The organism is Nocardioides daedukensis (assembly GCF_013408415.1).
Taxonomy (GTDB): domain Bacteria; phylum Actinomycetota; class Actinomycetes; order Propionibacteriales; family Nocardioidaceae; genus Nocardioides; species Nocardioides daedukensis.
This window is the reverse complement of sequence record NZ_JACCAA010000001.1, coordinates 186,255-209,781: the sequence shown is the minus strand read 5'-3', so window position 1 is coordinate 209,781 and position 23,527 is coordinate 186,255. Positions and strand designations below refer to the sequence as shown.

Genomic DNA, 23,527 nt, shown 5'->3' with positions numbered 1-23,527 from the left:
GCGATAAAACCGCCTGCGAGGCCCCACCCGATTATCAGTATCGCCAGGTGTATGAGTCCCAATACGGAACGCGATCGAGAAAACAACAAATCCTCCAGGGTGAGTCCGCCGGTGAGGTCATCGATGTTGCGTGTCCAGGCCGTGACCCAGGGGTCGATGGCGCTGGGACGTTTCTTGGTCTGCGTCCACACGGGCGTATCCGAGTTGCCGGTCTAGTGGTGGGTTTCCTGGGCCAAGACAGTGCCGTCGGCAAGGCTGTTCATCCCTACGGTGCGCCTCGAAGCATCCCGGGAGAACTCCTGCCGATCGCCCTGCGTTCCTATCCCGTCAACGATGGAAGGGACGGCCTGCTGCAGTGCGGCCACGGTGTCATCGGCGTAGTCGACCGCGGGCCGGTCAGCTCTCGCGGACCGAGGTGTCCACAAACGGCGGCTTGACCACCGTGAAGATCTCGCGACGCCCTCGGATGTCGACGCCGACCTCGGCGCCGTCCTCGACGAACTTCGGGACCAGGGCCAGGCCGATGCCCTTCTTCAGGGTCGGCGAGAAGGTGCCCGAGGTGACCTCGCACAGGAGCACGTGACTGGTCAGCGAGACCGACATGCCGGGTCGCGGGATCCCGCGACGGACGGCGACCAGGCCGCGGAGCAGGCGCTCGGCGCCCTTCTCCTTCGCGGCCAGGAGCACGTCACGACCCCAGAACGCCTCCTTCTTCCAGCCGACCGCCCAGCCGACGCGACCCTCGATCGGGTTCACGTCCAGCGAGATGTCCTGGCCGTGCAGCGGGTAGCCCATCTCGGTGCGCAGCGTGTCGCGCGAGCCCAGCCCGCACGGTGCGATCGCGAACTGCTGCCCGGCCGCGATCAACGCGTCCCACAGTGCCGGTGCGGCGGAGTTGGCGACGATCAGCTCATAGCCACGCTCGCCGGTGTAGCCGGTGCGGCAGACGACCACCCCGACGGGCTCGCCGTCGCCGCCGTCGAACCGGGCTTCCTCGAAGGTCATGTAGTCATGCCCGACCGGCATCCCGACGCCCGCGAGCACCTCGTCGGACTTGGTGCCCTGGACGGCCAGGATCGCGTAGTCCTGGTGGAGGTTCTTGATAGTCACGCCCTGCGGGGCGGCGGCCTCGAGACGGCGTACGACCTCGGCGGTGTTGGCCGCGTTGGGGACCAGCAGCACGTGCTCGTCGTCCTGGTAGTAGGCGATCAGGTCGTCGACGATGCCGCCGGTCTGGTCGTCGATGCAGAGGGTGTACTGCGCCATCCCCGGGCGGATCTTGCCCAGGTCGTTGGAGAGCGTGGCGTTGACGAAGTCGACGGCGCCGGGCCCGATCACCATCGCCTTGCCCAGGTGGCTGACGTCGAAGATGCCGACCGACTCACGCACTGCGTGGTGCTCCTTGACGGTGCCGTTCGCATATTCCAGCGGCATCGACCAGCCGCCGAACTCGGAGAACTTGGCGCCGAGGGCGACGTGCCGCTCGTGGAGGGGCGAGGTGAGCAACGAGGATGCGTCCGTCATGCGCCCGAACCTATCCCAACTACAGTGCTCGTGTGACGACGTACACCCTCCGCTCCGCCAGCCCTGCCAAGACCCGCGCCGACGCCGTGATCATCGGTGTCGCCTCGACCCCCAAGGGGTTGATCGCTGCGGCGGGAGGTGAGGACGTCAGCGAGGCCTGGGGCCGCAAGTTCCGCCCGCTGCTGCAGAGCCTCGGCTTCTCCGGCAAGGCCGGCGAGGTCGCGAAGATTCCCACCGCGGACGTGATCAACTCGCCGCTGCTCGTCGTCGTCGGGCTCGGCGCCGCCAAGGACGTCGACGCAGTCGCTGTACGCCGTGCCGCCGGTGTGGTCGCCCGCTCGCTGACCAACGCCGCGTCCGTGTCGTTGGCCCTGCCTGCGGACTCCCCCGAGCTGGTGGCTGCCGTGGCCGAGGGCTTCCTGCTCGGCTCCTATGCGTTCACCGACTACAAGCGCGACAGCAAGCCGTCGAGCACCGCACCGAGCGAGATCGTGGTGCTCTCCCCGATCGCCCGCCAGGGTGGGGCCACGCAGGCATTCGAACACGCCCAGCTGGTCGCCGAGGCCGTCAACGCGACCCGCCAGTGGGTGAACCTGCCCGCCAGCGACCTCAACCCTCCCGTCTTCGCCGACGCGGTCGTCGACGCGCACGCCAAGCTCACCAAGGGCAAGGGTGCCCCGAAGCTCGACATCAAGGTCTGGGACGAGCAGCAGCTCGCGGACGAGGGCTGCGGCGGCATCCTGGCCGTCGGCGGCGGTTCGGATGCTCCCCCGCGCCTGGTCAAGCTGACCTGGTCGCCGGCGGGTGCGACCAAGCACGTCGCCCTGGTCGGCAAGGGCGTCACCTATGACTCCGGCGGCTACACGATCAAGCCGGCCAACTCGATGATCTCGATGAAGGAGGACATGGCCGGTGCCGCTTCGGTGATCCAGTCCATCTTCCTGATCGCCAAGCTGGGGCTGCCGGTGAAGGTCACCGCGTGGGCCCCGATGGCGGAGAACATGATCTCCGGCTCGGCCATGCGCCCCGGTGACGTGCTCACCATCCGTGGCGGCACCACAGTCGAGATGACCAACACCGACGCAGAGGGTCGACTGATCCTCGCCGACGCACTGGTGATGGCCGCCGAGGAGAAGCCGGACGCGATCGTTGACATCGCCACGCTGACCGGTGCGATGGTCGTCGCGCTCGGCGAGAGGGTTGCCGGCGTGCTGGGCACCGATGACGTGGTCGCCGGGCTCAAGTCCGCGGCGAGCACCACCGGTGAGGCGCTGTGGCACATGCCAATCCCCGAGGAGATGCACTCCCGCGTGCGCAGCAGCAAGGTCGCCGACATCGCCCAGCACGACTGGGTGCGTTGGGGCGGCGGGCTCTTCGCCGCGGCCTTCCTGCGCGAGTTCACTGACGGCCTGCCCTGGGGCCACCTCGACATCGCCGGCCCGGGCTTCAACCCCGGCGGTCCGCACGGCTTCACGCCGTCCGGTGGCACCGGTTTCGGTGTGGCGACACTGGTGGAGTTCGTCGCCGCCCACGCCGACCCGGCAGTTGCTGACGCCTGACGTTGCCGAGCCGGCAGTTGTTGACCCTAACGTCGTCGAGTCGGCAGTTATTGACGCCTGAATGTGTCAACAACTGCCGGGTCGAGGTCAGAGGGGCTTGTCCTTCTGGCGGCGGTTCCAGTCCCGCATGCGCTGGGGTATGCCGACCACGGCCGCGTCATAGGACGGCACCTGATGCTTGTTGGCGAACTGGTGTGCCCACTGCACCGACGACACTCGACGACGGGTCCACTCACCGTCGTGTGCGACCAGCAGGAGTGTCACGTCGCTGACGGCAGTACGAGGCTCGACGAATCCCTCCACGCCGCGGCGACTCGCGACCCATTCGTGCAGGTGCTGCTCATCGGCAGAGTTGGCCGCGCGCACGCTCGTCGACCCGGTGCGTGCGCCCCCGGTGGGACGACTGACACGGGAGCTGCGGCGGAATCGGTCGAACAGGCCCATGTGAACAGTGTGACCTATCGGCCCATGCTGCGGGTCGCTACCGACGAGTTGCAAGGGTGGTGTCGTCTCTCATCGAAGTAGTGCAAAGATGGGCGACGTCGTTTCATCAGGAGTGGAGGACAGCGTGACGGACGCGGCAACACCGCAACCCGGCAACAGTTTCGACGTGGTCATTCTCGGCGCTGGCTCGGGCGGTTATGCCTGTGCCCTGCGCGCAGCACAACTGGGCCTCACCGTGGCCCTCGTGGAGAAGGGCAACCTCGGAGGCACTTGCCTCCATGTCGGATGCATCCCGACCAAGGCGTTGCTGCACGCAGCCGAGGTCGCAGAGAACGCGAAGGACGCCGCCCAGTTCGGCGTCAAGGCGACTCTCGAGGGCATCGACATGGCCGGAGTCAACGCCTACAAGGACGGTGTGGTCTCCCGTCTCTTCAAGGGCCTGACCGGACTCATCAAGTCTCGCGGCATCACCGTCGTCGAGGGTGAGGGCAGGTTGACCTCCCCGACGACCGTGGACGTCGCAGGCACGACGTACACCGGGAAGAACGTCGTGCTGGCCACCGGCTCCTACTCCAGGACGCTGCCCGGCCTCGACCTCGACGGCGAGCGAGTGCTCAGCTCCGAGCACGCGCTGAGCCTCGACCGGGTCCCCCGCTCCGCGATCGTCCTCGGCGGCGGTGTGATCGGGTGCGAGTTCGCCTCGGTCTGGAAGTCCTTCGGCGCCGACGTCACGATCATCGAAGCACTGCCGCGACTGGTGGCTGCCGAGGACGCCGCATCCTCGAAGGTGCTCGAGCGCGCCTTCCGCAAGCGGAAGATCAACTTCGCGACCGGCACCCGGTTCGAGTCGGTCAAGACCACCGACGACGGCGTCGTGGTGACCGTCGAGGGCGGCAAGACATATGAGGCGGAGATCCTCCTCGTCGCCGTCGGTCGTGGCCCGACCACCAGTGGCCTGGGCTATGAGGAGGTCGGGGTCGCGATGGACCGCGGCTTCGTCACCACCGACGATCGACTGCGCACCAACGTCGAGGGCGTCTATGCCGTCGGTGACATCGTCCCGGGTCTGCAGCTGGCGCACCGCGGGTTCCAGCAGGGCATCTTCGTCGCCGAGGAGCTCGCCGGTCTCAACCCGGCGACCATCGACGAGTCGGGGATCCCGCGGGTCACCTACTCCGACCCCGAGCTCGCCTCCGTCGGCCTCACCGAGGAGCAGGCTGCCGAGAAGTATGGCGAGGTCGAGGCGCTGACCTACGACCTCGGCGGCAACGGCAAGAGCCAGATCCTCAAGACCCAGGGCTTCGTCAAGCTGGTCCGTCGCAAGGACGGCCCCGTGGTCGGGGTGCACATGGTCGGCGCGCGCGTCGGCGAACTGATCGGCGAGGCCCAGTTGATCTACAACTGGGAGGGGTACGCCGAGGATGTGGCGCCGCTGGTGCACGCCCACCCGACCCAGAACGAAGCCCTCGGCGAGGCCCACCTGGCCCTCGCCGGCAAGCCCCTGCACGCACACGCCTGAGAACACACAGAGAAGATTCGAGCGAAGGACAAACATGGCCACCGAAGTCACTCTCCCGGAGCTGGGCGAATCCGTCACCGAAGGCACCGTCACCCGCTGGCTGAAGCAGGTCGGCGATTCGGTGGCCATGGACGAGCCACTGCTCGAGGTCTCGACCGACAAGGTCGACACCGAGATCCCCTCCCCGGCTGCCGGGACCTTGCTGGAGCAGAAGGTCTCCGAGGACGACACCGTCGAGGTCGGTGGACTGCTCGCCGTGATCGGCGATGAGGGCGAGGGCGGTGGCTCCTCCGAGGACTCCTCCGCCCAGGAGGACGAGTCCTCCGAGGAAGAGCCTGCCGAGGAGCCGAAGGAAGAGTCGAGCGACGAGGAGCCGGCCGACGAGGCTCCGGCCGAGGCGCCCGAAGGCAAGGAAGACACCCCGGCCCCCAAGGCCGACACCGGTGGTGCCGGAGGCTCCGGCACCGAGGTGAAGCTCCCCGAGCTCGGCGAGTCCGTCACCGAGGGCACCGTCACCCGCTGGCTCAAGCAGGTCGGTGACGAGGTCGCCGTCGACGAGCCCCTGCTCGAGGTCTCCACCGACAAGGTCGACACCGAGATCCCCTCGCCCGTTGCGGGCACGCTCCAGGAGCAGACCGTCTCCGAGGACGAGACCGTCGAGGTCGGCGCGGTCCTCGCGATCATCGGTGACGGAAGTGCCGCACCTGCCGAGGAGGCCGCTCCCAAGGAAGAGGCTCCCAAGCAGGAAGCGCCCAAGGAGGAAGCCCCGAAGCAGGAGGCCCCCAAGGAGGAAGCTCCGAAGGAAGAGGCCCCGAAGCAGGAGGCTCCCAAGGAAGAGGCACCCAAGCACGCGGCCCCGGAGAAGGAAGCACTCAAGCAGGAGGCCCCCAAGCAGCAGGCCAGCTCTGGCAACGAGGACGCCGGCTACGTCACTCCGCTGGTGCGCAAGCTCGCCAACCAGCACGGTGTCGACCTGAGCTCCGTCACCGGTTCCGGTGTCGGCGGCCGGATCCGCAAGCAGGACGTGCTCGACGCCGCCAAGGCCAAGGAGGCTCCGGCCGAGGCCGCCGCACCCGTCGCAGCAGCCACCAGCGCTGCGGAGTCCAAGGCACCCGCCGCGAGCTCCCCCTCGCCGCTGCGTGGCAAGACCGAGCCGATGAGCCGTCTGCGCAAGGTGATCGCCAAGCGGATGGTCGAGTCGCTGCAGATCTCCGCGCAGCTGACCCAAGTCGTCGAGGTGGACGTCACCAACGTCGCCCGGCTGCGTGACCAGGTGAAGGCTGACTTCCACGCCCGTGAAGGCGTGAAGCTCTCCTACTTCCCGTTCTTCGCCAAGGCCACGATCGACGCGTTGAAGGCCCACCCGGCCCTGAACGCACAGGTTGACGCGGAGAAGTCCGAGGTCACCTACTTCGACGCCGAGCACCTGGCCATCGCGGTCGACACCGAGCGCGGTCTGCTCAGCCCCGTGATCCACAACGCGGGCGACCTGAGCGTGGCGGGCCTGGCCCGGAAGATCGCCGACCTCGCCGACCGCACCCGCAACAACAAGGTCAAGCCGGACGAGCTGTCCGGTGGCACCTTCACGCTGACCAACACCGGCAGCGTGGGCGCCCTGTTCGACACGCCGATCATCAACCAGCCGCAGGTGGCCATCCTCGGCACCGGCACCGTCGTGAAGCGCGCCGTCGTCATCGATGACCCGAACCTCGGCGAGACGATCGCCGTGCGTCACATGTGCTACCTCTCGCTGACCTACGACCACCGGATCGTGGACGGCGCCGACGCCGCCCGCTTCCTGCAGGACGTCAAGCAGCGCGTGGAGTCGGGCGCCTTCGAGGTCTGATACCCCCCACCCGCCGAGCCGGCACGTGTTGACACAGCACGTGCCGGCTCGGCGCATTTCATGACCTGCGTGGCAGGGTGGGCACCATGCGCATCGTCATCGCAGGAGCATCGGGATTCCTCGGCAGCCACCTGGTTCCTCACCTGAGGCAGCAGGGTCATGCGGTGACCCAGCTCGTACGGCGTGCCCCGAGCGCCCCGGACGAGGCGCAGTGGGATCCCTATGCAGCAGACGTGGACCAGGACCTGATCGACCGCGCGGACGTGGTGATCAACCTGGCCGGTTCGCCCCTGATCGGGAATCCCCATTCGAAGAAGTGGGCCTCAGAGCTCGTCGAGAGCCGGGTCACCACCACCCGGCTGCTCGCGGACCGGATCGCCGAGGCCCATCGCGGTGGTCGTGGCACGCCGGCCTATCTGGCGGGCAACGGCATCTCGATCTATGGCGATCACGGTGACCAACCGGTCACTGAGGACACCGAGTCACGTGGCGATGCGCTGCTCACCGCAGTGACGCGGCTGTGGGAGGACGCGACCGCCCCGGCGCAGGAGTCCGGCGCCCGGGTCGTCGTACTCCGCACTGCCCCGGTGATCGACAAGAGCCATCCGCCGTTGAAGCCGATGCTGCTCCCCTTCCGACTCGGTCTCGGTGCGCGTCTGGGCGACGGGAGCCAGCACTTCCCGATCATCTCGCTGCGGGACTGGGTTGGCGCGGTCACCCATCTGGCCGAGCACGAGACCGCCAGCGGTCCGTTCAACCTGTGCTGCCCCGAGACCCCTACCAATGCGGACTACACCTGTGTGGTCGCCAAGTCAGTCGGTCGTCGGGCCCGCCTGGCAGTGCCTGCCTTCGTCCTCGACAAGGCGGCGGGACCGATGTCGCCCGAGGTCCTGGGGTCGGTGCGCGCGGTGCCTGAAGCGCTGATCGAGACCGGCTACGACTTCGCCGATCACGATGTGCGCGACGTCGTCGCAACTGCCCTCAGCGCACAGAACTGACCAGCCACTCCCCCTGTCTGCGCACCAGGGCGATCCGCCGCCGGTCGGCCCGGTCGACGGGCAAGGCGATCTCGTCCCCCGCGCCCACCGCGACACCACCGCTGAGTCGGTCCGTCACGTCGAGGACCAGCTCGTCGGACGTGTGACTGACCACGGTGAAGTCGAGGACCTGGGTCTGCATGCCCTCCACCCTCACCCCCTTGCGCAGCCACGCCTTGAGCATCCGGACGTCGACGCGCCCCGCGGCAGAGCCCTCGACATAGAGCGCACGCAGGTCCGTGACGGAGCCGATCGCCCATGCCGCGGCACGTCTCTCGTCCCATCCGGCGAGCACCCGGCGCGGGGCGCCCGGCTGTTGTTGTCGGACCACGGGGGCGGCCGCCACCACTCCCGCCACGGTGCCGGTGGCCGCAACAGCGCTCTCGGTCCCACGCATCCTGGAGAAGAGACCCGTGGACACGGCGAGCACCACCAGCACCACAGCGAGGACGATGATCAGCAACCTGGACTTCACCCGACAACCATCACCCGGATCGCCATACTCCGCATCCGCTCATCCACAGGCCACCGGGTCCACGCCCAGGGGTATGGTCGAAGGCGTGCCACTCGAGTTCCGTGAAGCAGGCCTGGGCGACAACGCCGTCGACTATCTCGCTGCCTGGGAGATGCAGGGCCGGGTCCATGCCGACGTTGCCGCCGGCGGCGACGACACCGTGCTCCTCCTCGAGCACCCCCCGGTCTACACCGCGGGCACCCGCACCGACGACCATGAGCGGCCCGTCGACTCCGGCGGCGCTCCGGTGATCGACGTGAACCGCGGCGGGAAGATCACCTTCCACGGCCCCGGGCAGCTCGTCGGCTATCCGATCGTGAAGCTGCCCGAGCGGGTCAAGGTCGTCGACTACGTACGCCGGGTGGAGGAGGCGCTCATCCACGTGTGCACCGACTTCGGGGTCACGACCGCTCGCGTGCCCGGCCGCTCGGGAGTGTGGTTGCAGGCCGACGCTCGCGGTCCCGAGCGCAAGATCGCCGCGATCGGGCTCCGGGTCTCCCAGCGGGTGACGATGCACGGCTTCTCGCTCAACTGCGACGTCGACCTGGCGTGGTATGACCGCTTCGTGCCGTGTGGCATCAACGACGCGGGGGTCACCTCCCTGTCCCGAGAGCTCGGCCGCGACGTCAAGGTCACCGACGTGATCCCGAGCGTGGAGAAGCACCTCACGGACCTGCTGGCGTGGAATGACTACGTGCCGACCCCCGACTACGAGGCCCGCCCCGAGCCGCCGCGGCTGAACCTGATCCGTCCCGGCGGCTGATCTTCCGGCGCGGCACACCGGCGCGCCATACCGCCCGATCGTCCAGCGCGCTGTCACGATCACCCCATGGATGGAATGGTCATCGAGACCCGCGGGCTGCAGAAGTCCTTCACGAGCCGCAAGGGCAAACGCGTCGCCGTGCGCGACCTCGACCTCGCAGTCCCTGCTGGCGGGGTGCATGGCTTCCTGGGCCCGAACGGCTCCGGCAAGACCACGACGATCCGGATGCTGCTCGGCCTGTCCCGAGCCAGTGCCGGGTCGATGCTGCTCTTCGGGCGCGAGGTCCCCAAGCACCTGCCCCAGGTGCTGCCCCGGATCGGGGCCGTGGTCGAGTCCCCCAAGTTCGCCCCCACCTTCACCGGGCGCCAGAACCTCCTCCTGCTCGCTCGCTCGATCGGCGCGCCGGACTCGGCCGTTGACGAGGCCCTCGAGACGGTGTCCCTCGACGGTCGCGACGACGACCGTTTCCGGTCCTACTCACTCGGGATGAAGCAGCGACTGGCGATCGCCGCGACACTGATCAAGAAGCCGGACCTGCTGATCCTCGACGAGCCCACGAACGGGCTCGACCCGGCTGGGATCCGCGAGATCCGGGAGACGATCCGCGATCTCGGCGCCCGCGGCGTCACGGTCCTGCTCAGCTCGCACATCCTCGCCGAGGTGCAGCAGGTGTGTGACTCGGCGACCATCATCGGCCACGGCCGGATGCTCGCCTCGGGCAAGGTCGAGGACCTGATCGGTACGAGCTCGTCCTATCGGGTCGCCGTCGCCGAGCCAGACCGCGCCGAAGCGGTCCTGGTCGACGCGGGGTACGTCGTGGAGCAGCGTGACCGGTTGCTGTGGGTCCAGTCGGAGGAGGACTCGTCGGCCATCACCCGGGTCCTGGCCGAGGCCGGCCTCTATCTCGGCGAGCTGGTGCCCCAACACGCAGATCTTGAGTCGGTCTTCCTCCAGCTGACCGAGGACTCGACCCTCGGCCACGGACCCGACGTGGGGGCAGGCGAGGCCCTGCCGGGCAGTCACCGCGGCGACGGGGGTACCCGATGAGGTTGCTGTGGGTCGAGCTGACCCGACTGCGTTGGCGTCGTGCCGTTCTGCTGTTGTCGCTGGCTGCCTTCGTGTTGCCGACCCTGATGTGGGCGGGCACCACCTGGAGCACCAGGCCGGTGAGCGACTCCGAGGTCGCCACCGCGAAGGCGCAGGCAAGCGAGAACGCGAAGTTCCAGAGCGAGGAACTCGACCGATGCGCGAAGGACCCGGAGACGTACGCCGAGGAGTGGGGCGGACCGCCGGATGCGACCTGTGAGGAGCTCATCGGCACACCGCCCAACCCGGACACCGATTATGTGAACTATCTCGAGCGCCAGCCGATCACGTTCAGCACGGCGAGCGACACGGCCATCGCTGCGGCAGTCCTGGTGGTCGTGATGATGCTGTTGGCCGGAGCGACCTTCGCCGGCGCGGACTGGTCGAGCGGCTCGATGAGCAACCAGTTGCTCTTCGAGAGTCGCCGCGGACGGGTCTGGTCGGCCAAGGTCTCCGCCGCGTTCATCGGCGCCTTTGTCGTCGCTGCCCTGGCCCTTGCGTTCCTGTGGGTGCTGTTCACAGGGCTCTTTGCGCTGCGCGACGTCACTGTCACCTCCTCTGACTGGCAGTCGGCAGGAGGACGCTGGATCCGGGCCGCCCTGACAGCGGGCATGGCGGCTGTCGGCGGCTGTGCGCTGACCATGCTGTTCCGCAACACCATCGCCACACTCGGGTTGATGGTGGCCGCCATCGTCGGCAGCTCCGTGCTGATCTTCGTCTTCCCGTTCCTCGACGACCCGGAGCCGTGGATGGTGCACGCCAACGGTCTGGCGGTGCTCCAAGGAGGCTATGAGTACTACCCTCCGGACGGCTACTCGTGTGATTCACTGGAGAGCTGCAACGCGGCGATGCTGCACGTGTCGATGACGCACGGCATCGTCTACTTCGCGGTGATCCTGGCCCTGATCCTTGCCGCTTCCGTGCTGAGCTTCCGGCGCCGCGACGTCCCCTGACAGCGAGCCCACAGCGGATTGGGGTGGCCTTCGTCACCGGCGTAGAGTGGCCCGCGTGACGCAAGCTCCTGCCGCCCAGAACTCGGCCACACCCGCGGGCCCCGAGTCACCCACTGCTCCGAACGGTCGCAAGCTCCTGCGGCTCGAGGTGCGCAACGCGGAGACCCCGATCGAGCGCAAGCCGGAGTGGATCAAGACCAAGGCCAAGATGGGCCCCGAATACAACGAGCTGATGAAGCTCGTGAAGAGCGAGGGCCTGCACACGGTCTGCCAAGAGGCCGGCTGCCCGAACATCTTCGAGTGCTGGGAAGACCGCGAGGCAACCTTCCTGATCGGCGGCGAGCAGTGCACCCGTCGCTGTGACTTCTGCCAGATCGACACCGGGAAGCCGTCGCCGCTGGACCGCGACGAGCCGCGACGTGTGGCCGAGAGCGTCCAGAAGATGGAGCTCAAGTATGCCACCATCACCGGCGTCGCTCGCGACGATCTTCCCGACGGTGGAGCGTGGCTCTATGCCGAGACCGTGCGGAAGATCCATGAGCTCAACCCCGGCACCGGTGTCGAGAACCTGATCCCTGACTTCAACGGCAAGCCTGACCTCCTCCAGGAGGTCTTCGAGAGCCGTCCCGAGGTGCTGGCCCACAACGTGGAGACGGTGCCCCGGATCTTCAAGCGGATCCGTCCTGCTTTCCGCTACGACCGCTCCCTCGACGTGATCACCCAGGCTCGAGCGTTCGGCCTGGTCACCAAGTCCAACCTGATCCTGGGCATGGGTGAGACCCGCGAGGAGATCTCACAGGCGCTGCAGGACCTCCACGACGCCGGGTGTGAGCTGATCACGATCACCCAGTATCTCCGTCCCTCGGTGCGTCACCACCCCGTCGAGCGCTGGGTCAAGCCCCAGGAGTTCGTCGAGCTCTCGGAGGAGGCGGAGGACATCGGGTTCTCGGGCGTCCTGTCCGGACCACTGGTCCGTTCGTCCTACCGCGCCGGACGGCTGTACCGTCAGGCGCTGGAGAATCGCTCCACCGCATCCGCATCCTGACAAGAAGGCCTCACCACCCATGTCGACTCCTGTTCCCCCCGAGAAGTTGAGCCGTCGCCAGCAGCTCGTCCAGACCTACAAGATGGCTCGGAAGAGCGACACCAGGATCGGGCTGTGGATGCTCGGGGCCTTCCTCCTGGGCTTCGCCGTCGGCTTCGGCATCTTCTGGATCCTGCCCGGCTCAGGTGTGCTCGGTCTCGTCCTCAGCGTGGTCGGTGGTCTGCTGATCGGCTTCCTGGCGATGATGATCATCTTCGGTCGTCGTGCCCAGGCCGCCGCGTTCAACCAGATGAACGGCCAGCCCGGCGCCGCCGCTGCGGCTCTCGGCATGCTGCGCCGCGGATGGAAGACCGAGCCGGCCGTGGGCTTCACCAAGCAGCAGGACGTCGTCCACCGCGTCGTGGGTCCTCCCGGCATCGTCCTGGTCGGCGAGGGCTCCCCCACTCGCGTCAAGCAGCTGCTGATCAACGAGCGTCGCAAGCATTCCCGTGTCTGCCCCGACACCCCGATCCACGAGGTCGTCTGCGGCGATGGCGAGGGTCAGGTCCCGCTGAACAAGCTGCTCAAGCACGTCACCAAGCTGGGCAAGAACATCAAGGGTGCCCAGATGACCGACGTACTCGGCCGACTGCGCGCCCTGGACGCAACCCGCGGCAACACGCCGATCCCCAAGGGTCCGATGCCGACCAGCATGAAGGGCCAGCGCGGCAACCTGCGCGGGCGCTGAGCCCCGGTCGAGCTCAGGGCGTCGGGCTGGCGCTCTCGCTGGGATAGGGCTGGACCTGATCGGCCGGAGGAGCGGCGATGTCCACCTTGCCGCCCCAGTTGCTCATGGTCAGCTTCATCGAGCCCTGTCCCTCGAACTCTGACTCCATCTTTGCCAGGCGACCCTTGTCGTCGAGCCAGACGTCATAGGTGACGCTGGGCGGCAGCTCGCCGCCCGACTCCTCCACCCCGAGATCGCCGAGGCCCTCGGTGCTGGTGGTCACGACGTAGTGCTTGGTCGGGACGCCCTCGACGGAATCGTTGCCGACCAGGAGCACCTCTTCCAGGCCCTGGGCGAAGACCTCGACCGATGACTTCGGGTCGAAGGAGGAGAGGCCGCCGAGCTGCTTGACCAACGGGTTGTCCTCGTCGCGCAGATCCAGCTCGTAGTAGACCTCGCTCGCCTCCTTGCCGCCGGTGGGCAGGGCGACGTACATCGTGTTGTCGACCACGACCGTCCTCATGTCGCCCTGGCCGGAAGCCGGGACCGACATGGTCATCGCCATCCGGGGCGTCTTGGCGGAGTAGTCGATCTGGCCCTCGGCCTCGGTGACATAGCCGTTGCTGATCAACTGCATCGACATGTCGGCCGTGTCATCCTTGCCGAAGGCGTCCGCGATCAGGGTGGCGAACTCGCGGGTGTCGACCTTCTGCCCGGCTGGCGCCACGTCGCTGCTCGCGCTCGGCCGGTTGACCGGCTGCCCCGACGTCTCATCGGATTCGTCCGGCCCGCAGGCGGACATGGCGAGCACGAGTGAGGAGGCCACGGCCGCGGAGGCCAGGGGGCGGGTGAGACGCATGGCCAACAACCTAGCCGCGGGCGCCAAGGTTGGTGGCGATGTTCTTCAGTCGAACCGTGACGGTGCCGGCGGCCATGTCATGCAGACCGCGGCCATCGGGGCGGAAGACCAGCGGAGGGATCAGCAGGGCGACCATCACCTGGCGCACCAGGGCGCGCAGCAACGTCGGATAGCCCTTTCCATCGGCGCGGACCGTGCGCAGACGCACGAGGAGCTTGCCGAAGGAGCCGCCCATCAGGCCTGTGAAGAAGGCAGTCTCGAGGACGAAGGCGAGCAAGACATAGAACCCGGAGGCCTGGTTCTCGCTGAATCCGTCGGCGCCGAGGATGAACATCACCACGAGGGTGCAGGCGATCCAGTCGATGAACAGGGCGGCCACGCGTTGGAGCCAGGAGGCGGTTTGCTGCACGTCCGAACCCTACCTGCGAGAGGCTTCCGGCCCCGGTCGCGGGGTAGTTTGTTCAGGGACCGCTGTTACATGGACGAAACAAACCGGATACGGTCAGGAAACTGCCAGGTTCTACGATCTGGACAACTTCCTGGTGCAGTGCCGCATCGAGAACTACAAATCCGCATCCATTTGCGGTCGCCTCGGATGACGGCGGCCAAGGAGGACGAATGTTCGCAAATAGCGACGAGTTGCTGAAGTACCTCAAGGACGAGAAGGTCGAGATGGTCGACGTTCGGTTCTGTGACCTTCCCGGGGTCATGCAGCACTTCACCATCCCGGTTTCCTCGTTCGACCAGTCCGTCTTCGATGACGGCCTGGGCTTCGACGGTTCCTCGATCCGGGGCTTCCAGGCCATCCACGAGTCCGACATGCAGCTCTACCCGGACCCGACCACGGCCTACCTCGACCCGTTCCGGGTCGCCAAGACCCTGGTCGTGAACTTCTTCATCCACGACCCGATCACGGGCGAGGCCTACTCACGCGACCCGCGCAACATTGCCCGCAAGGCGATGGCCTACATGGCCAGCACCGGCATCGGTGACAAGGCATTCTTCGCCCCCGAGGCCGAGTTCTACGTGTTCGACAAGGTCCGCTTCGCGACCGGCGCCAACGAGGGCTTCTATCACATCGACTCCGAGGCCGGTGCCTGGAACTCGGGCAAGGTCGGCACCGAGGAGAGCCCGAACCGCGGCTACAAGGTGAAGTACAAGGGTGGCTACTTCCCGGTCGCCCCCTATGACCACTTCGGTGAGCTCCGCGACGAGATGGTCATCGAGCTGGAGAAGTCCGGCCTGCTGGTCGAGCGTGCCCACCACGAGGTCGGCACCGCCGGCCAGGCAGAGATCAACTACAAGTTCGACGAGCTGCTCAAGGCCGCCGACGACGTGATGAAGTTCAAGTACATCATCAAGAACGTCGCGTGGCGCAACGGCAAGACCGCGACCTTCATGCCCAAGCCGATCTTCGGTGACAACGGCTCCGGCATGCACGTGCACCAGTCGATCTGGAACGAGGGCGAGCCCCTGTTCTATGACGAGACCGGTTATGGCGGCCTGTCCGACATGGCGCGCTACTACATCGGCGGCATCCTGAAGCACGCTCCGGCGCTGCTGGCCTTCACCAACCCGACGGTGAACTCCTACCACCGCCTGGTTCCGGGTTTCGAGGCCCCGATCTCGCTGGTCTACTCCCAGCGCAACCGCTCGGCCTGCGTCCGGATCCCGATCACGGGCTCGAACCCGAAGGCCAAGCGCATCGAGTTCCGGTGCCCCGACCCGTCGGCGAACCCCTACCTCGCATTCTCCGCGCTCCTGCTGGCCGGGCTCGACGGCATCAAGAACAAGATCGAGCCGGCCGACCCGATCGACAAGGACATCTACGAGCTGCCGCCGGACGAGATGGCCGACATCGCCCAGGTGCCGACCACACTCGACGCCGTGCTGCTCGCACTGGAGGAGGACCAGGACTTCCTCACCGTCGGGAATGTCTTCACCCCCGACCTGCTCGAGACCTGGATCGACTACAAGCGCACGCAGGAGATCGCGCCGGTGCAGCAGCGTCCGCACCCGCACGAGTTCGAGCTGTACTACGACATCTAACCGGGCCTCCGGCTGCGGTCATTTAGCAACGCCGAACGACCGCAAAGAACAGCCGCTGACCTGCACAAACGCCGCCGAGCGACCTTTTGGTCGTTCGGCGGCGTTTGCTGTTGGTAGCCGCTCGTCTGTTACAAATCCGGTACAAATTTGGGTAGCGCCATCTCCTGCCACACGGTCCTCAGGGGACTCTTTGAATCGCCCCGGGTTTCGTGGAGGCTCGGTTACTTGGAACGAGCCCCGGTCGGGACAGGTGTTTCAACGTAGTCGGTGACGTTGTGCTTGGCCCAGTGGCTGGCCTCGAACTCGGCGGGCGGGACGAGGCCGATCTCGCCGTGAAGGCGTCGGTGGTTGAACCAGTCGACGTATTCAGCGACCGCGATCTCGACATCACCGACGCTCTTCCAGCCGCCCTTCGGACGCATCACCGGGTTCCGGATGCACTCGGCCTTGAACAGCGAGTTGAGTGCCTCGGCCATCGCGTTGTCATAGGAATCGCCCTTGGATCCGACCGATGCGACGGCCTCTGCTTCGGCGAGCCGCTCGGTGTATCGAATCGCTCGATACTGGACTCCACGGTCCGAATGATGCGTCAGACCGGTGACGTCCCGACCCGCTCGTTGCCGGTTCCACAGGCCCATGTCGAGGGCGTCGAGTGCGAGGTCGGTGCGCAGTGAGGTGGACACCTGCCAGCCCACGATCATCCGGCTGAAGACGTCGAGGACGAACGCGACGTAGGTCCAGCCCGCGTGCGTTCTGACGTAGGTCAGGTCCGCGACCCAGAGCTGGTTCGGTGCGCTCGCGACGAACTTCCGCTTCACCAGATCCTCGGGTTGCTCGGTCTCAGCACCGTCACCGATGGTGGTCTTGCGGGACTTCTCCCGCGGGATCCCGCGCAGGCCCTCGGCCCTCATCAGGCGCTCGACGGTGCAGCGGGCGACGCGGATGCCCTCGCGGTTGAGCTCGGCGTGGATCTTCCTTGCGCCGTAGACGCCGAGGTTGGCCTTGTGGGCTGTCTTGATGTCCTCGACGAGGTCGGCGTCGCGGATCGCGCGTGCCGAGACAGGCCTGGTCTTGGCGGCGTAGTAGCTGCTCGGGGCGATCTGCACGCCGGCGTTCTTCAACACCGCGCAGATCGGCTCGACCCCGACCTCGCGCCCATCGACCACGTCGTGGCGGTGGGCGTCGATGTAGGCGACTACTTGTTCGTGGGGCGGTCGAGCTCCGCCGCGAAGAAAGCCGCCGAGGTCTTCAGAATGGGCGGAATCAACCGGTGGCCGCAATGACCTGTGCGTAGGCCTCTGATGGTGTCATGTACTCGAGGGTCTTGCGAGGTCGGTCATTGAGGCTGCGCTGGATCCGTTGCAGATCTGCAGCCGTATGCACGGACAGGTCGGTGCCCTTGGGCAGGTACTGGCGCAGGAGCCCATTGGTGTTCTCGTTCGAGCCTCGCTGCCAGGGCGAGTGCGGGTCACAGAAATAGATCGGGATCCCAGTGGCCATGGTGAAGCTGACGTGCGTCGACATCTCCGCCCCCTGGTCCCAGGTGATCGAGCGCTTGAGCTCGTCAGGCAGGGTGGCGATCGCCTTACGCATCGCGGCCTCGACGTTGACTGCGGCGCGACCTCCCTCGAGGTGAAGCAGGAGGACGAGCCGGGTGGTGCGTTCGACCAGGGTGCCCACGGCGCTGCGACCGTTCTCGCCCAGGATCAGGTCACCTTCCCAATGCCCTGCGACGGCGCGATCAGCGACCTCGGGCGGGCGTTGGGAGATCATCACCATGCCGGGGATCCTGCCGCGCCCGTCGGGGGTGCCGCGCTGCTTGCGTGCGGTGCGTCCCGAGCGCAGGCAGCGGGCCAGTTCACGGCGCAACTCGCCCCGGCCTTGGACGTAGAGCGACTGATAGATGGTCTCGTGGCTCACCCGCATCTCCGGATCGTCGGGGAAGTCCAACGGTAAGCGGCGAGCGATCTCATCGGGCGACCACAGCTCCTGTAGCCGGCGGCCGACCTCGTCGTGCAGCCGACCCTGTTGGAGCCTGCAGTCCTTGGGGCGGCGCGCTTCGCTTCGCGCCCGCTGGTGAGCACGCCACGCGGAGTAGCCCGGGCGGCCGCCGTTGGCGTTCACCTCTCGGCTGATCGTCGACGTCGCTCGCCCGAGTCTCCGGCCGATCTCGGCAAGCGAAGCCCCAGCACGAAGGCCCACCAGGATGTCCTCACGCTCGGCGATGCCGAGACAACCCAGCCGCGGTTGCCACGGGTCCTCAACGCCCGTCGTGAACCGCCCGGCGCGGACCATCAAGCCCACCATCGGTGCGCTGCAGCCGATCTCGCGTGCGATGTCCACGAGGCGCCACCCCCGCGCGTGAAGTCGGAACGCCAGCTGCTTCTGTTCGTGCGTGAGGATCCCTGCCATCAGAGCGCTCCTTGGTCGCGTGACTACGAAGTGTCACAGGACCGTTGCGCTCACCGGTTGATTCCGCCATGTGGTTGGCCCGCCGCAGCTCGCGGTTCTCGCGCTCGAGTTCGGCCAGCCGCTGCGCGTCACTGGTCGTGGTACCCGGGCGGACGCCACCGTCGATCTCGGCCTGGCGGACCCAGTTGCGCAGGGTCTCCGGGTGCATCCCGAGCTGCTCAGCCACCCGAGCGATCGCGCCCTGCTTCGTCGCCGGGTCCTGCCGCAGCTCCACCGCCATCCGGGTGGCCCGCTCACGCAACTCGTCGGGGTACTTCCTGGGTGCTGCCATGACTCTCATCCTCCATGGATTGAGAGCCTCCATCAGACCCGGGGCGATTCACCCGCTCGAGCTGAGCGGTCTTCCGGGCGGCGAGATCCGCGCTGGCAGGAAGGTACTCGGCTGCGGAAGGAGTGGCGCAGAGGACGACGTGCACTTGCCGATGCGTGAACTGTCGTGCGATGTAGTCGGCCACCTCGACGCCGAGGCAGCCGGGATCGGCGGCTATCAGCACCAGCCGCACATCCAGATCGGAAGCCTCCCAATCGTGCACGAACCGAGCGCTCGCCGAAGGCGTTGCCGAGTTGCAGGCGTGGACCGCGACCACGGTCGGCGCCAATCCCGCAGCTATGTCGACCGCGTGGCAGGCATCCTCGTCCACTCGCGCGAGGAGCGCGAGCGCGACTGGCGCTGGCTCGGACCGGCGCGTCTGGGGCAGGTGGGGGCGAATCTCCTCGGTGTCCGCCGCTGCGCGGCGCAACGGCAGGAGGCGAGCCCACGCCGGGACCCGGGTCGGTATCGACATTGCTTCGGCGTCGACCAGCCCACCCGCTAAGTCAGGCGCGGGCGAGTCCAGGGCGGTTACGGCCCTAAAGCTCCGCGGGCTGGTGGGACACGGGTCGGCGGCAACTGAGACGGCAAGGTCGCTGTGCGACGCCCACAGCGCAAGGGCTGGGCCGACGCGTGTGTTGGGAGGGGCAACCGCGCCCAGAGAGAGGCCTTCTCGCCCGTCGTCCAGCGCGCGATGATCGGGTGCAGCGTATGCCCCGGTTGCGCTGGACGACAGGGCGTGCTGCGAGCCCTGCGACGGTCGCGGCCGAGTGTCAATCCTCAACGCCGTCACCGGCTCGGAGCGGTGGCGAGAGGTGTCGAGGCCGTGGTACGTCACCGCTTCACGGTAGGCACCGAAACGGACGTGAGCGCCAGGCTTAACGAAGGATTGGCGGCCGTTGACGCGGTATTGTCGCGGCGCCGAGAGCGGCCGGCCTGACCCCACTTCCGAGATGGCTGTATGCATGCAAAAGGCGCTGCAGTGCGGCGGTTAGCTCGTCTCGGGAGCGAACCGGTAGCCCATTCCAGGCTCGGTGATGAACAATGTGGGGTTGGCAGGGTCGCGTTCGAGCTTGTGTCGTATCGCTGACAGGTGAACGCGGAGGTAGTTGCTGTGGCGCTCGTAGCTTGGGCCCCACACCGCCTGGAGGAGCTCAGATTGTCGGACCAGCCGACCGCGGCGGCGGGCGAGGTACTCCACGAGCTTCCACTCGGTCGGGGTCAGATGGATGACCTCTCCGTCGCGGCTAGCTCGAGAGTCGGTGACGTCTAGGACCAGATCGTCGATCTCGAGGCGCAGTGACGGTGATGCGACGGCGCTGCGGCGGGTTGCCACCCTCACGCGTGCGAGCAGCTCCTCGAGTGAGAACGGCTTGCTGACGTAGTCGTCCGCTCCGAGGTCGAGAGCTTCGACCTTGTCGTCGGACTCGGTACGCGCCGAAACAACCACGACCGGGACGGCGGTGAAGGTGCGCAGCTTGGCTAGCACGGCGACCCCGTCGACGTCAGGGAGACCGAGGTCGAGCAGGATCGCGTCGGGCATTCGTTCGCCGACTATTTGCAGCGCCGAGCGGCCATCACCGGCGGTCTCGACCTCATAGCCTCGCGCCCGGAGGTTGACCGACAGGGTGCGGCGAATTGCCGGATCGTCGTCGACAACGAGCACGAAGGTCATGGTGTTTCTCCTTCCGGCGGCCGGGAGCTTCTCGTGTCGCAAGCTCTGCCCTCAGCCTTGTCGTGTCCTACATGCCTTTGAGCCTGGCTCTTCCCGGGATGCTGGGTCTGCTGATTCTTTGGCCCCGACAGAGTGTCTCGTTCGGGTCCTGCCCCGGCGCGTTCTTCTGCAGCACGGTCTGACTCGGTCCGCTGCTTGGAATGAGAGGCGTGTTGGCTGAGCCCTTCCGCATCCGGCCCCCTTCCATCCGGGTCTGCTGCGTCCGGGAACGCTACGTTCGCCTGCGATCCCCCACCTTCTGGGTTAAGACGCGCTGCTGCAGGGTCCTCGCCGATCTCTGATGGGTGGTCGTGTGGTGGGTCTGGTGGTCTGCGTAGCTCCAGGAGAAAGGTGAGTCCGCCGCCGGGTGTGTCCTCGGTGGTCACGGTGCCACCGATGGCCTCGAGGAGTCCTCGAGCCACCGCGAGCCCCAGTCCTACCCCGTCTTGGCCGGGCACGTCACCGAGGCGTTGGAAGGGGGCGAACAGCCTGTCGTGGTCACGATCTCGCACGCCGGGCCCGGTGTCGGCAATTCGCAGAGCGACCCTATCCGACCCGACGGGGGCGGCGTCGATGGTGATCGTCGCCTGGTCGGGTGTGTACTTCAGGGCGTTCTCCGCGATATTGGCCAAGACCCGGTCGAGCAGGCCTGGATCGGCCAGCACTACGAGCTCCTCGTCGATGTCGACCTGGATCCTGACGCCGCCATCGAGTGGGACCAGGCTGTTGCGGACCGCGCGGGCCAGCGAGATCTCGCTGACGGCGGCGCGGATCGATCCGGTGTGGATGCGACTCATGTCCAGCAGGTTGTTGACCAAGGTGATGAGCCGCTCGGTGGCTTCACGGATGGTCTCCAGGAAGTCCGCCTTGTCTTCCTCGGACCAGGTGACGTCGAGTGCCCCCAGACTGTCGACGGCCATCTTCACCGCTGAGAGTGGAGAGCGCAGGTCGTGGGAGACCGCTGCCAGCAGAGCGGTGCGGGTCCGGTCGACCTCAGTGAGCCGGAGTCGTTCGACCTCGGCCGCGGTCGCGGCACGACGCTCTGTCATCACCCTGGCGTAGGCAGCGTATGCGTTGAGCAGACCTCGCTGCGAGGCGGGCAGTTTTGTGCCTGCCAGCGCCAGGACCGTGACGTCGTCGATGTCGGCGACCATGTCGGCGGCCTCGATTGTGAGCGGCGGTTCTCCGCAGCTGGCGAGGACCTCGACCCGCGGGACGCCCTCACCGTGTGACTGCTCGGCGCCAGTACCAGGGCCGTCTCTGCGAGCTGTGATCTCTGTCTCGGCTCCGTTGGTCCCGTTGCCCATGTCGGCGCCGCTGCCGCCACTGGCAGGCTCGGTGTCCGTGCGGCTGCTGCGGATGATCGCAGCCCCGCGCGCATTGAACAGCTCGCATGCAGACGAGAGAAGCCCTTGGGGATCGTCGGTGGCGTTGAGGAGGCTGTGTGAGAGAACGGTGAGCGCGTCGGCCTCGGCGCGCGCCTTGATGGCCTGTTTGGTTCGCCGCGCGGCGTTGTCGACGACCGTGGCGACGGCGACCCCGACGAGGACGAACAGAAGTATTGCTAGCGCGTTCTCGGGCTCGTTGATGGTCAGGACGTACAAGGGTGGCACGAAGAACAGATTGAGCAGTATCCCGCTGGCCAGCGCGGCGATTACCGCAGGCAGCAGTCCCCCGACAAGCGCGGTGGCGACCACGACGACCATGAGGATCAGAGCTTCGGTGGTCAGGCCGTGCCACTGGTGGGTCAGCCACAGCAGGAGACTGACTAGGGTGGGAGTAAGGACCCCGAAAACGTAGCCGAGCGTGCGACGCCGGCGACTGAGCGTCTCGGGTGAACGGGGTCCGATCATCGTCCCGCGAGAATAGTCATGGGCGACGATGTGGACGTCGATATCGCCTGACGCGGCGACGACACGTTCCCCGACCCCTGGCCGGAGCAGTGCGGAGATCCGACCGCGTCGACTGGCCCCGACCACGACCTGAGAGGCATTTTCGGCGCGAGCAAAGTCGAGGATTCCCTCGGCGGGGTCGTCGCTGACGACGGTGTGGAAGGTGCCGCCGAGCTGCTCGGCCTTCTGGCGCAGCCCGGTGAGGACGTCTGGGGAGACACCGGTGAGACCGTCGCGGCGGGCAACATAAAGCGCGGACCATTCCCCTGCGGCAGCGCGTGAGGCGATCCTGGAGGCCCTCCGCATGAGGGTGCTGGACTCCGGTCCCCCGCTGACCGGGACGATGATGCGTTCCCTGGTGGCCCAGGTTGAGTCGATCTGGTGCTTCTCCCGGTAGCGGTCCATTCCTTCTTCGACCCGGTCAGCCAACCACAGGAGCGCTAGCTCCCGTAGCGCGGTCAGGTTCCCCTCGCGGAAGTACTGCGACAGGGCGGCATCGACCTTGTCCGCGGTGTAGATGTTGCCGTGGGCCATGCGCCGGCGTAGGGCCTGGGGGCTCATGTCGACCAGTTCGATTTGATCGGCCGCTCTGACCACGTCGTCGGGAACCGTTTCGCGCTGTCGGATGCCGGTGATGGCTTCGGTGACGTCGTTGAGCGATTCGAGGTGCTGAATGTTGACGGTCGAGATGACCTCGATGCCGGCCTCACGCAGCGTCTGCACGTCCTGCCACCGCTTCTCGTGCCGACTGCCGGGCACATTGGTGTGCGCTAGCTCATCGACCAGCACGACCGATGGTGATCGCAGCAGGATCGCGTCGAGGTCCATCTCCTCCTGGCTGGTCCCCTTGTAGACCAGGGTGCGGCGCGGGATGACCTCGAGGCCCTGGACGGCTCGGGTGGTCGTGGGGCGGGCGTGGCTCTCGACGTATCCGACCACCAGGTCGGTGCCGCGATCTGCTCTGCGGTGCCCCTCCTGCAGCATCGCGAACGTCTTGCCCACACCCGGCGCCGCGCCAAGGTAGACCCGCAGTTTGCCTCGATCCATGATCCCTCGTCTCTGTTCATCACTAGACCGAGCAGCACCGCACGTCGGCCAGTCGGGACAGGCACACCCCGCGTTCTCGCCGGGACGACGCTGAGACGCCGCCGGTAGGTTCACGGGCGAACGGAGCGTGGTGTCACCAGTGACGGTAACGCTCGAAGACCAATGAGGTACGGAGGCACTCTCACGCT

The 23,527-nt window shown here is 67.1% G+C and carries 21 protein-coding genes and 1 other annotated feature; of the genes, 10 read left to right on the top strand and 11 right to left on the bottom strand.

The genetic code is table 11. From position 1 onward, the window contains the following. Positions 1-396 precede the first annotated feature (396 nt). On the bottom strand, positions 397-1,524 hold the full coding sequence (gene gcvT / locus BJ980_RS01085) for a glycine cleavage system aminomethyltransferase GcvT (protein WP_179500597.1): 1,128 nt from the start codon (positions 1,522-1,524) through the stop codon (positions 397-399). A gap of 32 nt (positions 1,525-1,556) precedes the next feature. Here gcvT and BJ980_RS01080 point away from each other — a divergent pair, with 32 nt between their 5' ends. Continuing rightward, entirely contained in the window at positions 1,557-3,083 is a 1,527-nt protein-coding gene (locus BJ980_RS01080) for a leucyl aminopeptidase (protein ID WP_179500596.1), read from the top strand. Between the two features lie 87 nt (positions 3,084-3,170). On the opposite strand, the gene BJ980_RS01075 is transcribed toward BJ980_RS01080, so the two are convergent. Next, the gene (locus BJ980_RS01075; RefSeq protein ID WP_218855372.1) at positions 3,171-3,527 is read right to left on the bottom strand and encodes a hypothetical protein; all 357 of its coding nucleotides are present in this window, start codon (positions 3,525-3,527) and stop codon (positions 3,171-3,173) included. 124 nt (positions 3,528-3,651) lie between these two features. Between BJ980_RS01075 and lpdA the strand changes: the two genes are divergently transcribed. From lpdA to BJ980_RS01060, 3 genes are all read left to right on the top strand, one after another. Beyond that, complete coding sequence (gene lpdA / locus BJ980_RS01070) at positions 3,652-5,046, top strand: dihydrolipoyl dehydrogenase (protein ID WP_343047618.1); 1,395 nt, start codon at positions 3,652-3,654, stop codon at positions 5,044-5,046. 34 nt (positions 5,047-5,080) lie between these two features. Further along, a complete protein-coding gene (gene sucB / locus BJ980_RS01065) occupies positions 5,081-6,892 on the top strand; it encodes a 2-oxoglutarate dehydrogenase, E2 component, dihydrolipoamide succinyltransferase (RefSeq protein WP_179500594.1) in 1,812 nt (603 codons plus the stop codon). Between the two features lie 86 nt (positions 6,893-6,978). Further along, a complete protein-coding gene (locus BJ980_RS01060) occupies positions 6,979-7,890 on the top strand; it encodes a TIGR01777 family oxidoreductase (protein ID WP_179500593.1) in 912 nt (303 codons plus the stop codon). Here BJ980_RS01060 and BJ980_RS01055 read toward each other — a convergent pair. Next, the gene (locus BJ980_RS01055) at positions 7,874-8,404 is read right to left on the bottom strand and encodes a hypothetical protein (RefSeq protein ID WP_179500592.1); all 531 of its coding nucleotides are present in this window, start codon (positions 8,402-8,404) and stop codon (positions 7,874-7,876) included. The genes BJ980_RS01060 and BJ980_RS01055 overlap by 17 nt on opposite strands. A gap of 73 nt (positions 8,405-8,477) precedes the next feature. On the opposite strand from BJ980_RS01055, the gene lipB reads away from it, so the two are divergent. From lipB to BJ980_RS01030, 5 genes are all read left to right on the top strand, one after another. Next, complete coding sequence (lipB, locus tag BJ980_RS01050; RefSeq protein WP_179500591.1) at positions 8,478-9,206, top strand: lipoyl(octanoyl) transferase LipB; 729 nt, start codon at positions 8,478-8,480, stop codon at positions 9,204-9,206. A gap of 66 nt (positions 9,207-9,272) precedes the next feature. Then, positions 9,273-10,253, top strand: a complete 981-nt coding sequence (locus BJ980_RS01045) for an ABC transporter ATP-binding protein (protein WP_179500590.1) — start codon at positions 9,273-9,275, stop codon at positions 10,251-10,253. Further along, the gene (locus tag BJ980_RS01040) at positions 10,250-11,245 is read left to right on the top strand and encodes a hypothetical protein (protein WP_179500589.1); all 996 of its coding nucleotides are present in this window, start codon (positions 10,250-10,252) and stop codon (positions 11,243-11,245) included. Before BJ980_RS01045 ends, BJ980_RS01040 begins: the two co-directional genes overlap by 4 nt. Before the next feature lie 136 nt (positions 11,246-11,381). Continuing rightward, positions 11,382-12,290, top strand: a complete 909-nt coding sequence (gene lipA, locus BJ980_RS01035) for a lipoyl synthase (protein WP_218855593.1) — start codon at positions 11,382-11,384, stop codon at positions 12,288-12,290. 19 nt (positions 12,291-12,309) lie between these two features. After that, positions 12,310-13,017 (top strand): DUF4191 domain-containing protein, encoded by a 708-nt coding sequence (locus tag BJ980_RS01030; protein ID WP_179500587.1) that lies wholly within the window; start codon positions 12,310-12,312, stop codon positions 13,015-13,017. Between the two features lie 13 nt (positions 13,018-13,030). Here BJ980_RS01030 and BJ980_RS01025 read toward each other — a convergent pair whose 3' ends face one another. Continuing rightward, the gene (locus BJ980_RS01025) at positions 13,031-13,855 is read right to left on the bottom strand and encodes an SCO4651 family lipoprotein (protein ID WP_179500586.1); all 825 of its coding nucleotides are present in this window, start codon (positions 13,853-13,855) and stop codon (positions 13,031-13,033) included. Between the two features lie 10 nt (positions 13,856-13,865). Beyond that, positions 13,866-14,264, bottom strand: a complete 399-nt coding sequence (locus tag BJ980_RS01020; RefSeq protein ID WP_179500585.1) for an RDD family protein — start codon at positions 14,262-14,264, stop codon at positions 13,866-13,868. 209 nt (positions 14,265-14,473) lie between these two features. On the opposite strand from BJ980_RS01020, the gene glnA reads away from it, so the two are divergent. Then, a complete protein-coding gene (glnA, locus tag BJ980_RS01015; RefSeq protein ID WP_179500584.1) occupies positions 14,474-15,904 on the top strand; it encodes a type I glutamate--ammonia ligase in 1,431 nt (476 codons plus the stop codon). A gap of 221 nt (positions 15,905-16,125) precedes the next feature. Here the strand turns inward: glnA and BJ980_RS01010 are convergent, their stop codons facing one another. From BJ980_RS01010 to BJ980_RS00990, 6 genes are all read right to left on the bottom strand, one after another. Next, entirely contained in the window at positions 16,126-17,184 is a 1,059-nt protein-coding gene (locus tag BJ980_RS01010; protein WP_179500583.1) for an IS3 family transposase, read from the bottom strand. Continuing rightward, positions 16,996-17,142, bottom strand: a sequence feature (AL1L pseudoknot). It overlaps the preceding gene by 147 nt. Further along, a complete protein-coding gene (locus BJ980_RS01005) occupies positions 17,168-18,247 on the bottom strand; it encodes an IS30 family transposase (RefSeq protein WP_425490266.1) in 1,080 nt (359 codons plus the stop codon). Before BJ980_RS01005 ends, BJ980_RS01010 begins: the two co-directional genes overlap by 17 nt. After that, positions 18,165-18,596, bottom strand: coding sequence for a transposase (locus BJ980_RS19550; RefSeq protein ID WP_425490350.1), 432 nt, complete (start codon positions 18,594-18,596; stop codon positions 18,165-18,167). Before BJ980_RS19550 ends, BJ980_RS01005 begins: the two co-directional genes overlap by 83 nt. A 13-nt stretch (positions 18,597-18,609) precedes the next feature. Beyond that, positions 18,610-19,017, bottom strand: a complete 408-nt coding sequence (locus BJ980_RS01000; protein ID WP_179500581.1) for a hypothetical protein — start codon at positions 19,015-19,017, stop codon at positions 18,610-18,612. A 660-nt stretch (positions 19,018-19,677) separates the two neighbouring features. Then, positions 19,678-20,403 carry a response regulator gene (locus tag BJ980_RS00995; RefSeq protein ID WP_343047616.1) on the bottom strand — a complete coding sequence of 242 codons (726 nt, stop codon included), beginning with the start codon at positions 20,401-20,403 and terminating at the stop codon, positions 19,678-19,680. Then, complete coding sequence (locus BJ980_RS00990) at positions 20,358-23,339, bottom strand: DUF4118 domain-containing protein (RefSeq protein WP_179500580.1); 2,982 nt, start codon at positions 23,337-23,339, stop codon at positions 20,358-20,360. Before BJ980_RS00990 ends, BJ980_RS00995 begins: the two co-directional genes overlap by 46 nt. Between the last annotated feature and the right edge of the window lie 188 nt (positions 23,340-23,527).